The organism is Planococcus sp. APC 3900 (assembly GCF_030407735.1).
In the GTDB taxonomy this organism is placed as follows: Bacteria; Bacillota; Bacilli; order Bacillales_A; family Planococcaceae; genus Planococcus; species Planococcus notacanthi.
On record NZ_JASDCT010000010.1, the window covers coordinates 66288 to 81213 of the forward strand.

General features: G+C 47.1%; 15 protein-coding genes and 1 riboswitch. All 15 genes read right to left on the reverse strand.

Translation table 11 applies throughout. The annotated features are described in order from the left end of the window. Nucleotides 1–44: 44 nt before the first annotated feature. The 15 genes from QMA04_RS16760 to QMA04_RS16830 all read right to left on the reverse strand — a co-directional run bounded on the left by QMA04_RS16760 (nt 45) and on the right by QMA04_RS16830 (nt 14532). Entirely contained in the window at nt 45–635 is a 591-nt protein-coding gene (locus tag QMA04_RS16760) for a GNAT family N-acetyltransferase (RefSeq protein WP_191716824.1), read from the reverse strand. A 207-nt stretch (nt 636–842) separates the two neighbouring features. Further along, nucleotides 843–2090, reverse strand: coding sequence for a phosphoribosylamine--glycine ligase (gene purD / locus QMA04_RS16765; protein ID WP_290187137.1), 1248 nt, complete (start codon nt 2088–2090; stop codon nt 843–845). Nucleotides 2091–2105: 15 nt separating this feature from the next. Then, nucleotides 2106–3638: a bifunctional phosphoribosylaminoimidazolecarboxamide formyltransferase/IMP cyclohydrolase gene (purH, locus tag QMA04_RS16770; protein WP_290187138.1), complete on the reverse strand. Its 1533-nt coding sequence runs from the start codon at nt 3636–3638 to the stop codon at nt 2106–2108. 33 nt (nt 3639–3671) lie between these two features. Beyond that, a complete protein-coding gene (purN, locus tag QMA04_RS16775; RefSeq protein ID WP_191716827.1) occupies nt 3672–4244 on the reverse strand; it encodes a phosphoribosylglycinamide formyltransferase in 573 nt (190 codons plus the stop codon). Further along, a complete protein-coding gene (gene purM, locus QMA04_RS16780; RefSeq protein ID WP_191716828.1) occupies nt 4234–5295 on the reverse strand; it encodes a phosphoribosylformylglycinamidine cyclo-ligase in 1062 nt (353 codons plus the stop codon). The genes purN and purM overlap by 11 nt, the downstream gene beginning before the upstream one ends. A 12-nt stretch (nt 5296–5307) precedes the next feature. Next, nucleotides 5308–6729 carry an amidophosphoribosyltransferase gene (gene purF / locus QMA04_RS16785; protein ID WP_191716829.1) on the reverse strand — a complete coding sequence of 474 codons (1422 nt, stop codon included), beginning with the start codon at nt 6727–6729 and terminating at the stop codon, nt 5308–5310. After that, a complete protein-coding gene (purL, locus tag QMA04_RS16790) occupies nt 6705–8930 on the reverse strand; it encodes a phosphoribosylformylglycinamidine synthase subunit PurL (protein WP_191716830.1) in 2226 nt (741 codons plus the stop codon). The genes purF and purL overlap by 25 nt, the downstream gene beginning before the upstream one ends. Next, nucleotides 8914–9597, reverse strand: coding sequence for a phosphoribosylformylglycinamidine synthase subunit PurQ (gene purQ / locus QMA04_RS16795; RefSeq protein ID WP_191716831.1), 684 nt, complete (start codon nt 9595–9597; stop codon nt 8914–8916). Before purQ ends, purL begins: the two co-directional genes overlap by 17 nt. Further along, nucleotides 9594–9848 (reverse strand): phosphoribosylformylglycinamidine synthase subunit PurS, encoded by a 255-nt coding sequence (gene purS, locus QMA04_RS16800; protein WP_191716832.1) that lies wholly within the window; start codon nt 9846–9848, stop codon nt 9594–9596. The genes purQ and purS overlap by 4 nt, the downstream gene beginning before the upstream one ends. After that, nucleotides 9845–10561 (reverse strand): phosphoribosylaminoimidazolesuccinocarboxamide synthase, encoded by a 717-nt coding sequence (purC, locus tag QMA04_RS16805; RefSeq protein ID WP_191716833.1) that lies wholly within the window; start codon nt 10559–10561, stop codon nt 9845–9847. The genes purS and purC overlap by 4 nt, the downstream gene beginning before the upstream one ends. Before the next feature lie 16 nt (nt 10562–10577). Further along, nucleotides 10578–11873, reverse strand: a complete 1296-nt coding sequence (gene purB / locus QMA04_RS16810; protein WP_191716834.1) for an adenylosuccinate lyase — start codon at nt 11871–11873, stop codon at nt 10578–10580. Between the two features lie 16 nt (nt 11874–11889). Beyond that, nucleotides 11890–13014 (reverse strand): 5-(carboxyamino)imidazole ribonucleotide synthase, encoded by a 1125-nt coding sequence (gene purK / locus QMA04_RS16815; protein WP_191716835.1) that lies wholly within the window; start codon nt 13012–13014, stop codon nt 11890–11892. Continuing rightward, entirely contained in the window at nt 13011–13499 is a 489-nt protein-coding gene (purE, locus tag QMA04_RS16820) for a 5-(carboxyamino)imidazole ribonucleotide mutase (protein ID WP_290187141.1), read from the reverse strand. The genes purK and purE overlap by 4 nt, the downstream gene beginning before the upstream one ends. A 137-nt stretch (nt 13500–13636) precedes the next feature. Further along, nucleotides 13637–13737, reverse strand: a riboswitch (purine riboswitch). 85 nt (nt 13738–13822) lie between these two features. Next, on the reverse strand, nt 13823–14011 hold the full coding sequence (locus QMA04_RS16825) for an NETI motif-containing protein (protein WP_290187143.1): 189 nt from the start codon (nt 14009–14011) through the stop codon (nt 13823–13825). After that, complete coding sequence (locus QMA04_RS16830) at nt 14008–14532, reverse strand: DUF2179 domain-containing protein (RefSeq protein ID WP_422766037.1); 525 nt, start codon at nt 14530–14532, stop codon at nt 14008–14010. Before QMA04_RS16830 ends, QMA04_RS16825 begins: the two co-directional genes overlap by 4 nt. Between the last annotated feature and the right edge of the window lie 394 nt (nt 14533–14926).

Sequence of the window (14926 nt, forward strand, 5' to 3'; positions counted from 1 at the left end):
GGACACAAAAAATCCACGCAGAATGCGTGGATCTTAGAAATTCATTATTTTTCAACAGGATCGCTGAATGGTTTTAAGACATCTGTTTTTTCTTCTTCCTGGAAAGTCAAAACGTCTGCAACCGAATCATAAGATTCGCCGTAGAACTGTTCGTCTTTATAGGTATGGATATCCTGATACATTTTCTTCATGCCTTCGAAAATCTCTTCTTCTGTTTCTCCCCCCGGAGTCCAGTAAAGGATTTCCATTGAATTTTCTTCCCCCGTCGCCAAAGAACGACGGCAATATCCAATCGATGATGCGTGTTCGAATCCTTCGCGCGCATAAAAACGCAGGCGTTTTTCCGTGTCAGTGTCTTCGTAATTGACCGGTTCTACTTCAAGGATGATCGGTTTGTTTTTATCCTTCAACATTTGAAGCGTCTTTTTGCCAAGTCCCATGCCGCGTGATTCTTTTGATACGAATAAATAATCGACAAACGTGAAATTCGGGAATTCCGCATACATCAAGACATGATAAGGGCCCTCATCTTTGTAATAGACGCTGCCTTTTTCCTTTAATAACGTATCCATATGCTCTTTTGATTTCATTTCTTCGACTGGAAAATACTGATTTAATTTTTCATACCAATTCATAATTTGTCTCCCTTCAAATTTAGGTGCCCTGCTGATTTTGTTTCTGGGGTCGTAATGGGTTTGCCATTCTGGAGTTTAAATAGAGGTAAACGTGGGCTGTTGAAAATCCTCAACTTTACTTTTATCACCTAAGGACAGGCAATAAAAAAAATGACACATCTTCTTGTCGAATTTGTGTCACCTAAAATTATATCATATAATAAATCATTATGCACGCCATCCGATGTCCGTTCGGTAGAAAAAGCCATCCCAAGGCAGGCTGTCCAGTTGTTCATACACTTTGTCCTGAGCGCCCCGGATAGAAGGCCCACTCGCTGAAACGAGCAGCACACGCCCTCCATTGCCGGCATATCCACCGTTCAAACGCTTCGTGCCTGCATGTGTCACTTCAACGCCGGAAAGCTTTGATAGGTCAGGCAAAGGAGTGCCTTTTTCGACTGTTTCCGGATAGCCCTCCGCTGCAATGACTACACCAAGCACTGCCTGATCATCCCATTCCAACTCGGCCGGCTTTCCGCTCAAAATCGCAGCCATAAAGAGACCAAAGTCAGATTTCATGCGCGGCAGGACCACCTGCGTTTCCGGATCTCCAAAACGCGCGTTGAATTCGATGACTTTTGGGCCTTGTTTGGTCAAAATGACTCCAGTATAAAGAATGCCATTAAAAGGCGTCCCTTCCGATGCCATTGCCTGGACTGCCGGTTCCACAATTTTTGTGAAAGTCTCATCGACAATTTCCTGTGATATTTGAGGAACAGGCGAGTAGGCACCCATGCCGCCGGTATTCGGTCCACGGTCTCCATCAAATGCCCGCTTATGGTCCTGCGAAATGACCATCGGATAAATCCGGCCAGCCTGGACAAATGACATGAACGAAAACTCTTCGCCATCCAAAAATTCTTCAATGACCACTTTGGATCCCGATTCGCCGAACTTCTGCCCTTCCAGCATGTCATTGACAGCAGAAACAGCCTCTTCCTCCGTTACCGCCACAACGACTCCTTTACCGGCTGCCAGACCATCTGCTTTAATGACAATCGGTGCTCCGTGCTGACGGATAAAAGCGATGGCTGGAGCAACTTCTGTAAAAGTTTCATAGCCAGCAGTCGGAATGCTGTATTTCTCCATCAATTCTTTCGCGAAAGCTTTGCTGCCTTCAATTTGTGCAGCTTGTTTGGATGGACCGAAAATGCGCAGCCCTTTGGCTTCAAAAAAGTCGACGATGCCTTCTGACAATGGCTGTTCAGGACCAACAAAACTGAAGTCCACTCCTTGCTGTTGAGCAAAGTCCGCCAGACCGGCAAAATCCATTTCATCGATTGCCGCTATTTCAGCGTCTTCCTGCATCCCATCATTTCCAGGAGCTGCAAAAACTTTCGTGACCGACGGGGATTTCGAGAACTGCCGGACAATGGCATGTTCCCTTCCGCCTCTTCCAATAACCAATACCTTCATTTTGCTCCACCTCGATTAATGTTTGAAATGACGGACGCCTGTAAAGACCATGGCAATCCCGTATTCGTTCGCTTTATCGATCGAATCCTGATCTTTCTTGGATCCGCCCGGTTGGATGATGGCTTTAATGCCTGCTTGTGCAGCAGCTTCCACTGTATCGTTCATCGGGAAGAATGCGTCTGATGCCATGATGGCTCCTTGAGCTGCTTCGCCCGCCTGCTCCAACGCAATTTTAGCCGATCCTACGCGGTTCATTTGGCCCGCACCGATCCCTAATGTCATCTCCGAATTGCAGACGACGATGGCATTCGATTTAACATGCTTCACAACACTCCAACCAAGCTTTAGCGCTTCAAGCTCTGCTGCTGTCGGCTGGCGTTCTGTTGCGATGTGGATATCTGCATCATCATATCCGTAGACATCCGGCTGTTGGATCAACAAGCCGCCTTCAACGGTAACGGTGTTCCATTTGTCTGTGGTTTGGCTATAGAATGGAATCGTCAAAAGACGGATGTTCTTCTTTTGTGTCAGCAATTCGATGGCTTCATCTGAAAATGCTGGAGCGATGATGATTTCAAGGAAGATCGTCGCCAATTGCTTGGCTGTCTCTGCATCCACTTCACGGTTCAATGCCACAATCCCGCCAAAAATGGAAGTTGAGTCGGCTTCGTAAGCTTTTGTGAAAGCATTTGCAATCGTTTCGCCTGTACCGACGCCGCATGGGTTCATGTGTTTGACAGCGACTGCTGCAGGCATCTTGAATTCTTTAATGATTTGAAGAGCAGCATTGGCATCCTGGATATTGTTATAGGAAAGCTCTTTGCCATGCAATTGGTCGGCATTGGCAATTGAAAAATCCGATCCAAGCGGGCTGCGGTAGAAAGCGGCTTTTTGGTGAGGGTTTTCCCCGTAGCGAAGCGTTTGGGACAATTCATAAGTAAGCGTCAATTGATCCGGGTATTCTTCGCCCGTCAGGTCAGTCAAATAGTTGGAGATATAAGAATCATAAGCGGCTGTATGGCGGAAAACTTTCGCTGCCAATCGGCGCCGCGTTTCAGGTGTGGTTTGACCATTATGTAATTCAATCAATACTGCTTCATAATCGGTTGCATCGACAATAACAGTGACGTAAGCATGATTTTTTGCAGCAGAACGCAGCATCGTCGGTCCGCCGATATCAATGTTTTCAATTGCATCATCCACAGTGACATCCGGTTTGGCGATCGTTTCACGAAATGGGTACAGGTTGACACAGACGATGTCAATCGGTGAAATGCCGTTTTCAGCCATTTGTTTTTGGTGATCGGCATCATCGTGTTTGGCCAACAATCCACCGTGTACAAGAGGGTGCAAGGTTTTTACACGGCCTCCCAAAATTTCAGGAAACTTAGTGATTTCATCTACTGCAGTGATGGAAACCCCATTCTCTTCAAGAAACTTCTTCGTTCCCCCTGTCGATAAAAGTTCGTAGCCCATCTTTTCCAATTCTTGTGCAAATTCCAATATCCCGGATTTATCCGATACGCTGAGTAATGCTCTTTTTTTCACAAATAGTCCTCCTATAGATTAAGACCGACAATTTTACCGGTCGAATAATTGCTGCAAAGTTGCAGGATATAATTCATGTTCAATCTGATGGATCTGTTGCTCGACTTCATCACGCCCACGTCCTGCAACCAGGAATGACTGCTGCGTAATGATGCTGCCTGTATCCATGCCGGCATCCACGAAATGTACAGTAACGCCTGCTCTTTCCGCACCTGCTGCCAATGTTTGGCCAATGGCATCTTTCCCCGGAAACGCCGGAAGCACAGAGGGATGAATATTGACGATGCGGTTCTCATAAGCTGCCAGCAGAACTGGACCGATCAAGCGCATGTAACCGGCCAAAACGATCCATTCCACTCCGAGCTCCTGCAGTTTTTCTTTCAGCATCTGCTCGTAAAGCTGCTTGGATTCAAACTCAGACGGCTTAAAAGCGAAAGACGCCACTCCTGCCTTGCGTGCACGTTCTATTACATAAGCTTGTGGCTTATCGGTCACAGCAAGCACCAATTCCGCCTGCAGACTGCCGCCGGCAATAGCGTCGGCAATGGCTTGGAAATTAGAACCGTTTCCTGACGCAAAGATAGCAATTTTCGGTTTAGTGCTCATCCAATGTGCCGTCCTGTTCACCTTGGAATTGAACGCCTGCCGTTTTTGAGACGCGGCCGATAGGGAAAGCCTGCTCACCATTCTCCCGAGCTGTTTTCAGCACCTGTTCCGCATCTTCTGGATCAACCGCCAGAACAAAACCGATGCCCATATTGAAGACCGAATACAGATCGCGGTCCGCAAGTTCCCCTTTTTCCTTCAATAGGGTGAAAATATCAAGAACCGGCCAGCTGCCGATCGTGATTTCTGCACCTAATCCTTCCGGCATCATCCGCGGGATGTTCTCGATAAAGCCACCGCCTGTCACATGGGCCATGCCATGAATGCCGGTTTCGTTGCTGATGGCAGCTACTGCTTTTGCGTATATTTTAGTTGGCGTCAACAGTGCGCCACCAATTGGACCAAGTGATTCAAAGCCTTCAACCGTTTGTTCAAGCGTAAAGTTGTTTTGTTCGAAAACGATCTGGCGAACCAGCGAATAGCCGTTGGAATGGATACCACTGGAAGCAAGGCCGATCAGGACATCACCCGCAGTGATTTTTTCTCCTGTGACGATTTTGGATTTCTCCGCAGCCCCTACCGCAAAACCGGCGATATCGTATTCGTCTTCTTCATAGAGCCCAGGCATTTCAGCAGTTTCCCCGCCGATCAATGCAGCACCGGCCTGGACACAGCCGTCCGCTACACCTTTGACGATTTGTTCTATCTTTTCAGGAACCGCTTTGCCGACTGCGATATAGTCAAGGAAAAATAAAGGTTCCGCACCTTGTGCAACAATGTCATTAACGCACATGGCGACACAATCGATGCCGATTGTATCGTGGCGGTCCGCCATGAATGCCAGCTTCAGTTTCGTGCCGACGCCGTCCGTTCCGGAAACAAGAACCGGTTCTTTCAAATTCAGCTCAGATAAATCGAACATGCCGCCGAAGCCCCCAAATGCACCCAGCATTCCTTTGCGTGCTGTCCGCTCCACATGGGATTTCATGCGGTTGACCGCTTCGTAGCCTGCTTCGATATTGACGCCTGCTTTTTCATATGCTTTTGACACACCGGTTCCCCCTTATTTCACTTTTTCTTTTTCATGCGGCAACACTGTATCCGGATAAATATTGGTTGGGTATTCCCCTGTAAAACAAGCGAGGCAGTGTCCGCATTTCGAACCGGGATCTGTTCGCCCGATGTTTTGGACCATGCCATCCACCGACAGGAATGTCAGTGAATCCGCTCCGATAATTTCACGCATTTCTTCTACCGTATTGTTGGCGGCAATCAATTCGCCTGCCGTGCTGATATCAATGCCGTAAAAACATGGATTCTTGATGGGCGGTGAACTGATGACAACGTGTACTTCCGTGGCGCCTGCTTCTTTCAGCAAGTTGACGATGCGCCGTGAAGTCGTGCCGCGGACGATTGAATCATCCACCATAATGACGCGTTTGCCTTTCACTACTTGGCGGACAGGCGATAATTTCATTTTCACGCCTTGTTCACGCAAGTCCTGCGAAGGCTGGATAAATGTGCGCCCCACATAACGGTTTTTGATCAATCCCAATTCATAGGGAATGCCGCTTTGTTCTGAATAGCCGATGGCTGCCGAAATACTGGAATCCGGAACACCCGTCACGACATCCGCTTCAATCTGCACTTCCTTCGCCAATTGAACGCCGAGGCGCTTTCTTGCGGTATGGACATTGATGCCGTCGATATCCGAATCAGGACGCGAGAAATATACGTATTCCATCGTACAGATTGCCCGTTCTTCCGGATATGCAAAGCGTTCTGCGCGCAGGCCATCTTTTGTGATGATCAAAAACTCACCAGGTTCAACCGAACGAACAAATTCCGCTCCGACTATATCAAAAGCACAAGTTTCCGATGCCGTCACCCAGGCATCTCCAAGTCTTCCAAGAGATAGAGGGCGCAGTCCGTTCGGATCCAAAGCAATATACATCGCTTCTTCCGTCAAAATAACGCAGGCAAAGGCACCTTTCAATAAGGACAAGGCATTTTTCGCTTTTTCTTCAAACGTTGCATAACCGCTTCGTTTGATTAAATGAGCCAGCACTTCCGTGTCGGAAGTTGTTTGAAAAATGCTTCCTTGGCGTTCCAGGTGGCCTTTCAGCTGCGTGGCATTGACCAAGTTGCCATTATGGGAAATTGCCAAACTGCCGGTCGTTGAATTAAAGAGCAGGGGCTGCACATTTTCAATGCCGCTGCCCCCTGCTGTTGCATACCGTACATGGCCAATCGCGCCATGCCCTGCAATCTTTTCAATCTTTTCAGGCGTAAAGACTTCACTGACCATGCCTTCACCTTTTAATGGACGAAGCCCCTCCCCGTCCGTCGACACAATTCCAGCACCTTCCTGGCCGCGATGCTGCAGTGCATGCAATCCGTAATAGGTCAATTGAGTCGCATTTGGGTGGCCCCATATTCCAAAGACGCCACATTCTTCATTTAAGCTTCTGATTTCAGCAAGCATGGGATAGCTCCTTTCCAAGCTGAGCGAAGTGCAGCGACTGAACCATTGATCCAAGCCGTGCCATCTTCGCCGTTGATGACTAAGTTGTCTCCCGTGACTTGGCCGATTTTCTTGGCATCTGATACCATCTCTTCAAATTGTGCTGCTTTTTCAGGGCTGACCGTCACCACAAAACGTGATTGCGATTCGCTGAATAAAGCTGTTGTCGCTGAACCTGACAAGGTAACATCCATTCCCAATCCGTTGCCGAAAGTTTTTTCGGCTAATGCAACGGCAACGCCGCCTTCTGCAACATCATGTGCCGAAGCAACAAGCCCCTGCTGGATAGCTGACAGGATTTCCTGTTGGCGTTTTGCTTCCACTGCCAAATCGATAACCGGTGCTTTGCCGAAAATACGTCCTTCGACCATTTTTTGCAGCTCACTGCCACCGAATTCCGTAAAGCTTTCCCCGATCAAATAGACCAGGTCGCCTGCTTTTTTCGCATCTTGTGTCGTTACGTGCGAAAGGTCTTCAACAAGGCCCACCATGCCGATGGTCGGCGTCGGGTAAATGGCAGTGCCATTGGTTTCATTATACAACGAGACGTTTCCGCCGATAACTGGAGAATCCAGGATTGTACAGGCTTCAGACATACCGTCTGCCGCTTTTTCAAGCTGCCAGAAAATCTCTGGCTTCTCCGGATTTCCGAAGTTCAGGCAATCGGTGATGGCAAGAGGTTTTGCACCCGAAACGACCACATTGCGCGCCGCTTCCGCCACAGCGATTTTCCCTCCGGTTTCCGGATCCAAATAGATATAACGGGAGTTGCAATCCGTTGTCATGGCAAGGCCTTTATTGGTGCCGCGGACACGGACCACTGCTGCGTCCGATCCCGGGCTGACGACTGTACTTGTGCGTACTTGATGATCATATTGATCGTAGACCCACTCTTTTGAAGCGATGGTCGGCTGTTTCAATAACGCCGTCAAGGTTTCATTGTAATCTGTGATTTTCGGTTCTGCATTGTCCAACTGTTGGAATTCAGTAAAATAAGCTGGTACTGCTGATGGCTTGTGGTAAACCGGTGCGTCTTCTGCAAGAGCATCAACCGGTACTTCTGCGACGATTTCCCCTTTGTGCTTCAGGCGAAGTGTGGAATCATCTGTCACGGTGCCGACAGTGACTGCATCCAGGCCATATTTCTCGAACAACTCGACAATTTCAGGCTCGCGGCCTGCTTTTACGACAATGAGCATACGCTCCTGTGATTCAGAAAGCATCATTTCGTAAGCGGTCATACCAGTTTCACGCTGTGGAATATGGTCCAGGTCCATCTCGATGCCGGATCCGGCTTTAGAAGCCATTTCAGCTGAAGATGAAGTCAATCCGGCCGCACCCATATCCTGAATGCCGATCAATGCATCCGATTTGATCAATTCCAGACAGGCTTCCAGTAACAGCTTCTCCATAAATGGATCTCCCACCTGTACAGCCGGGCGGTTCTTGTCAGAGCCGTCTGTCAGCTCCTCAGAAGCAAAAGTGGCTCCGTGGATACCGTCACGCCCTGTTTTAGCGCCAACGTACATCACCGGGTTGCCAGTGCCTTTAGCAATGCCTTTTTGGATATCTTCGTGATTGATCAAACCGACACACATGGCATTGACCAGCGGATTGCCGTCATACGAATCATCGAACTGGACTTCGCCGCCAACAGTCGGGATGCCGATGCAGTTTCCGTAACCGGCAATTCCGGCAACTACTTCTTCAAACAAATATTTCACTCGTGGAGTGGTCAATTCGCCGAAACGCAGCGAGTTCAGCAACGCAATCGGCCGTGCGCCCATGGAGAAGACGTCACGGATAATTCCGCCGACGCCAGTAGCAGCCCCTTGATAAGGTTCGATGGCAGAAGGGTGGTTATGGGATTCCATTTTGAAGACGACCGCTTGGCCGTCGCCGATGTCTACAATCCCAGCGCCTTCTCCTGGCCCTTGCAGGACACGTTCACCTTTAGTCGGGAATTTCGCCAAGACCGGCTTCGAGTTTTTATACGAACAATGTTCAGACCACATGACCGAGAACAACCCGGTTTCCGTGTAGTTCGGCAGTCTCCCCAGGATTTCTTCGACCATGGCGAATTCCGCATCCGACAAGCCCATTTGCTGATAAACTTTCTGTTCCTTTATCTGAGCTGCATTTGGTTCAAGCATGACTGACATTTGCTTCCCTCCACTGTTTTACAATTGATCTGAATAAAGCCAATCCATCTGTGCCGCCGATCAAATCGGATACGGCGCGTTCCGGATGCGGCATCATGCCGAGTACGTTTCCACGTTCATTGATGATGCCCGCGATGTTATTGCGGCTGCCGTTAAAATCATCTGCATAGCTAAAGACGATTTGATTGTTTTCTTTGAGGTGGTTATAAGTCGCATCGTCGCAGAAATAATTGCCTTCTCCGTGTGCGATTGGAATTTGGATTTCCTGTCCCTGTTCGTATTCGTTTGTGAACAAGGTATTATTGTTCTCAACTTTCAATCCGACCGTACGGCACATGAACTTCAGGTTTTTGTTGCGCAATAAGACGCCAGGCAACAGGCCTGCTTCCGTCAAGATTTGGAAGCCATTGCAGATTCCCAGAACCGGTTTTCCTGCTTCTGCCGCTTTTCTCACTTCATCCATAACACCCGAGAATTGAGCGATGGCGCCGCAACGCAAGTAATCGCCGTATGAGAATCCGCCTGGCAGCAAAATGCCATCGTAGCTGCTCAAATCTTTTGAGTCATGCCATACGTATTCCGCTTCTTCACCCAATTCATCCTTCACCGCGTGGTACATATCCAAATCACAATTGGAACCAGGGAAAACAATCACTGCGAATTTCATTGCGAGACAACCTCCTCAATTTCAAATCGATAATCTTCAATCACCGTGTTGGCTAATAAACGATGGCACAATTCATTGACTAGGGCATCCACATCCCGTTCGCTGTCTCCGATGACCAGTTCCAGGTATTTGCCGATCCGTACGTCTTCCACTTCACCATAGCCCATTTTATGAAGAGAGCCCATAACTGCAGAACCTTGCGGGTCTAAAACGCTTTCGCGCAGTGTTACGTATACTTTTACTTTTTTCATGAATGTTGTCCTCCTAGACGAGTTAAAATGAGTTCGTACGCTTCAGTCAAATTCCCCAGATTGCGGCGGAATACATCTTTATCCAATTTTTGTTTCGTTTCCATATCCCAAAGGCGGCACGTATCCGGCGAGATTTCATCTGCCAATAGAATGTTGCCCGCTGTATCACGGCCAAATTCAATTTTGAAATCGACCAGATCCACACCGATTTCTTTGAAGAAACCGATCAACACTTCGTTGATTTTCCGTGCTTTCTCCTTAAGCTCAGCCACTTCTTCTGCAGTCGCCAAGTTCAGCATGTCGACATGCTCGTCCGTAATCAGCGGATCGCCTAAGTCATCATCTTTCAGGTAAAATTCTACGACCGGGCGGCTGATGGCGACGCCTTCTTCAATTCCAAGGCGTTTGGCCATGCTGCCGGCTGTGATGTTGCGGACCACCACTTCCAATGGAATGATGCTGACTTGCTGCACCAATTGTTCATGGTCAGACAATTGCTTAACAAAATGAGAAGCAATGCCCGCTTCCTGCAATTTCGTGAAAATCAGTGACGTGATTTTATTGTTCAAAATGCCTTTGCCGGCGATCTCCTCTTTCTTTTCACCGTTGAAAGCCGTTGCTGAATCTTTATATTCCACCCACAAAATTCCCTGTTCATCCGTTGCATATAAGCGTTTTGCTTTTCCTTCGTACAATAGCTGACCTTTTTCCATTTTTAAAAGCCCCCGTTTAGTTTAGTCCAAGTCGATTGAAGATCATGTCCACTTGCTGCAGGTGATGGTTGTAATCGAAGCAATCATCCAATTCCTCTTTAGACAATTTAGCTGTAATGGTGTCGTTTGCTTCCACGATTTTGCGGAAATGCGTCTGGTTTTCCCAGGCTTCCATTGCACATGGCTGAACAGTATCATAAGCCGCTTCGCGAGCCATCCCTTTATCGATTAAAGCCAATAGGACACGCTGCGAATAAATCAACCCGAGCGTTGAATCCATATTGCGTTTCATGTTTTCAGGGAATACCGTCAAGTTTTTGACGATGTTTCCGAAACGGTTCAGCATGTAGTTCAATGCAATCGTCGCATCCGGCAAAATCACCCGCTCTGCAGATGAATGCGAAATGTCCCGCTCGTGCCATAAAGAGACGTTTTCGTAAGCTGTCAGCATATAGCCACGGATTAGACGAGCAAGCCCTGTCATGTTTTCAGATCCGATCGGGTTGCGTTTGTGAGGCATTGCCGATGAACCTTTTTGGCCTTTAGCAAAGAATTCCTCTACTTCACGCGTTTCTGATTTCTGAAGGCCGCGGATTTCCGTAGCGAATTTTTCGATCGATGAACCGATCAAAGCAAGAACGCTCAAATACTGTGCATGGCGATCGCGTTGCAAAGTTTGTGTTGAAATCGGTGATGCCGCAAGGCCTAACTCTTTGCAGACATACGCTTCAACAAATGGATCGATATTGGCGTAAGTTCCAACTGCTCCGGACATCTTGCCGGTTTCAATAGAAGCAGCAGCAGCCTCAAACCGTTCCAGGTTGCGTTTCATTTCCTCATGCCATAATGCCAGCTTCAAACCAAACGTCGTCGGTTCTGCATGGACACCGTGTGTGCGGCCCATCATGACTGTCATTTTGTGTTCTTTTGCTTTATTTGCGAGAATTTCGATGAAGTTTGTCAAGTCTTTGCGGATAATGACGTTCGCCTGTTTCAATAAATATGACAAAGCTGTATCCACAACATCTGTTGACGTCAATCCGTAATGAACCCATTTGCGTTCTTCGCCAAGCGTTTCAGATACTGCTCTTGTAAAAGCAACCACATCGTGGCGGGTTTCTTCTTCAATTTCCAGAATACGGTCTACTGAGAAAGAAGCGTCTTTGCGGATTTTCGCTACATCTTCTTTCGGAATATCACCGATTTCAGCCCAAGCTTCACATGCCAGAATTTCTACTTCCAGCCATGCATTGTATTTGTTTTCATCCGTCCAAATTGCGCCCATTTCAGGTCTTGTGTAGCGTGCGATCATTTTAAAGTTCCTCCAATTATTCCGGCCAAATGCCGGATGTCTCTATTTCACTTAAAGTCGCCTTTAAGTCTTCCGTTAATATCGTAACATGTCCCATCTTCCGTTTCTGCTTCGCTTCATCTTTTCCGTACAAATGAACCGACCAATTCGGGAATTGTGCGATTTTTGAAGTGAGCGGCGCAACATGTTCACCCAATATATTGACCATCACCGCCTCAGACCATAAAATGGGCTGCCGCAGCGGCCATCCGCAAACTGCACGGACATGCTGATGGAATTGCGAGATGTTCGTCGCTTCGATTGAATAATGCCCAGAGTTATGGGGACGCGGTGCCAGCTCATTGACAATGATGCCGCCGTTTTCCAAAACGAACATTTCAACCGCCAAAGTACCGACCATGTTCAGCTGAGCCGCGATTTTCTCAGCTGCCTGCTTTGCCAAATTGACCGTCTCTTTATCAATACGTGCTGGAACAATGGTCTGATGGAGGATATGATCTTTGTGGATATTTTCACCGATCGGCAAAATCGCCGTTTCTCCATGCACATTCCGTTGGATGATCACTGAAATCTCTTTCGTGAATTCAACGAATGCTTCTGCTACACATTCACCGTTATCGAATAAAGCTTCAGCCAGATCCATCTCGTCATGAGAAGAAACCGTCTGCTGTCCTTTGCCGTCGTAACCGCCACGTGCCGTCTTTACAACAAAAGGAAATGACAGCTGACTGCTCTTCTCCTTCAATTCCTGAAATGTTGAAGCTGTAATGTAATCCGCTACAGTCACGCCCGCTTCAGAAATGGCCTGTTTCTCCAAAATCCGGTTCTGCGTCACTCGAATCAATTCGGCTCCTTGGGGTACGTAAGCAATTTCTGAAAGCTTCGTTAATCCTTCTGCATCGATGTTCTCGAATTCATACGTAATGACATCGCTGACTTCAGCCAATTCCTCTAAAGCCTGTTGGTCATCAAAAGGCGCAATGATTTGAATGTCAGCCACTTGGCCGGTTGGAGAATCCATTCCGGGATCAAGAACCGCAATTTTAAATCCGGCTTCTTTTGCTGCCAGTGCCATCATCCGTCCCAATTGGCCACCGCCGATAATGCCGATTGTCTGTCCTGGCAAAATCGTTTTCTTCATATCAAGTCACCTGAACTTTCCATCACAGCAGCAGCTGTCCGGTCACGCCGGTCCTGCAGCGCTTGTGCCGCTGCTTCATCAACCGTGCCTATTATTTGAGCTGCCAGCAACCCGGCATTGACAGCACCCGCTTTGCCGATAGCTACCGTAGCCACTGGCACACCGCCTGGCATCTGGACTATGGATAACAAGGAATCCAAGCCGTTTAATGCTTTTGATTGAACGGGTACGCCGATAACCGGCAATGTAGTCTTTGCTGCTACCATACCTGGCAAATGCGCAGCCCCTCCTGCCCCTGCAATGATGACGTGAAGCCCACGCCCCCGAGCTTGTTCAGCATAGCTGAACATCAAATCCGGTGTACGGTGTGCGGAAACCACTTTCTTTTCATAGGCCACACCCAGTTCATCCAACACATCACACGTATGCTTCATTGTTTCCCAATCACTCGTACTTCCCATAATGACGCCAATTCGCGGATTCATTGAAACACTCTCCTTTAAAAAATAAAAAGCCCTCAAGTAAACTGCTCACATAACGTGAAAAGCAGTTTACTTAAGGACTGTACATGAAACGATTTATGGATGAGGACATAGAGAGACCTCTCCTTCGCTTAACGATCCACTAAGTTGCTTTCCCGCATAGTCCGGACATTTACGGTGTCCTGGTAGAGACGCAGAAGCCAATTCTTCTGCATATATGGGGTATCCTCTTTTATCATAACAACTCCATGAAAGTACGTCAATAATAAAGTCGAACAATTATTTATACGGTTATCGAATCGTTCGTGTTTATTAGATCTAAAATGTTATTCGCTCAGTTTACTTCCTTTAAATTTAACGATTTGCCGTATTGGCACGGGTTGACCGTTTATTTCTTCGAACAACGGCTCTTCTTTCCGCCCTACAGCCGCATACCCTTTTTCTCGCATGCGATCCAAACAATCTGAGATGGATTCATTTTCTTCAACTTCAAACCATACTGTATTCTTTCTCATTTATACAAATTGCCCCTTTTCACTGTTTTCACCCAAAATCCACCATGGATCGTCTTCGCCTCATAGGCAATGATAAACGCCTTTGGATCAATTTCCTGTATGGCTTTATACAATTTGAGTTCCATTTTGCGAGGTGTCAAAATTTGCATCGACTGTCGGCCACCGTCACGGCCATTCGCATTCCAATCTGTTACACCATACCCTTTTTCTCGAAGTTGGTTCGGCAGGTATTCACCTGCCTCACTCGTGATGACGTTTACAGTAATATAGCCAAGAGCCATTTTTTCTTCGATTTTGGAACCAATTACTACACCGGACCCATATCCTAAAGCATAAGCAATCAAGTTTTGAATCTGGTCCAGATTATCAAGAACCAATCCAAGCCCTACTATATAAATAACAACTTCCACCATACTGACGGCGGCAGCCAAATAGCGATAACCTTTTAAAGTCATAATCATCCGTACAGTAAAAAAAGTTACATATACGATATTGATCGAAAAAATGATTAACACCATCATCCACGGATTTACATCCAATTTCTACACCCTTTCACTTTTCAACAATAATTAATGTTCATCTTAGGCGAAAAAACGAGAGAATGCAAGAGAGAAAAGACGGAGAAACCACACTGTATAAAGGGAATCAAATATTTTTTACCTTCTTTAGATAGAGAGGGAAGAAATTTTATGGTTTTACCTCCTCTATCATCTTTTCAAGCCGCGATGGAGCAGGAAAAGCAGCTTCTTATCCTCTGAGGTTGTTTATAGGAGAAAAAGCATGAGCAAGAAATTGTTTGAGGCAATAGGCAATACTTCAGTAAAGTTTGATCTGTCCTCTTAAGCGCTTAAGGGAATAACGCTGTGCTTTTTTGTTGAAAAGAATAGGATAGCTAATAAAAAGACCAAGATTTTG

Bases quoted from the DNA above. Each gene is read 5' to 3' on its own strand.
- purC (WP_191716833.1), bottom strand. From the start codon at position 10,561: ATGGAAAAAGGTCAGCTATTGTACGAAGGAAAAGCAAAACGCTTATAT.
- QMA04_RS16760 (WP_191716824.1), bottom strand. From the start codon at position 635: ATGAATTGGTATGAAAAATTAAATCAGTATTTTCCAGTCGAAGAAATG.
- QMA04_RS16825 (WP_290187143.1), bottom strand. From the start codon at position 14,011: ATGAGAAAGAATACAGTATGGTTTGAAGTTGAAGAAAATGAATCCATC.
- purD (WP_290187137.1), bottom strand. From the start codon at position 2,090: ATGAAGGTATTGGTTATTGGAAGAGGCGGAAGGGAACATGCCATTGTC.
- purN (WP_191716827.1), bottom strand. From the start codon at position 4,244: ATGAGCACTAAACCGAAAATTGCTATCTTTGCGTCAGGAAACGGTTCT.
- purB (WP_191716834.1), bottom strand. From the start codon at position 11,873: ATGATCGCACGCTACACAAGACCTGAAATGGGCGCAATTTGGACGGAT.
- purL (WP_191716830.1), bottom strand. From the start codon at position 8,930: ATGTCAGTCATGCTTGAACCAAATGCAGCTCAGATAAAGGAACAGAAA.
- purK (WP_191716835.1), bottom strand. From the start codon at position 13,014: ATGAAGAAAACGATTTTGCCAGGACAGACAATCGGCATTATCGGCGGT.
- purQ (WP_191716831.1), bottom strand. From the start codon at position 9,597: ATGAAATTCGCAGTGATTGTTTTCCCTGGTTCCAATTGTGATTTGGAT.
- purF (WP_191716829.1), bottom strand. From the start codon at position 6,729: ATGCTTGCTGAAATCAGAAGCTTAAATGAAGAATGTGGCGTCTTTGGA.
- QMA04_RS16830 (WP_422766037.1), bottom strand. From the start codon at position 14,532: ATGATGGTGTTAATCATTTTTTCGATCAATATCGTATATGTAACTTTT.
- purS (WP_191716832.1), bottom strand. From the start codon at position 9,848: ATGAAAAAAGTAAAAGTATACGTAACACTGCGCGAAAGCGTTTTAGAC.
- purE (WP_290187141.1), bottom strand. From the start codon at position 13,499: ATGAATCCGCGAATTGGCGTCATTATGGGAAGTACGAGTGATTGGGAA.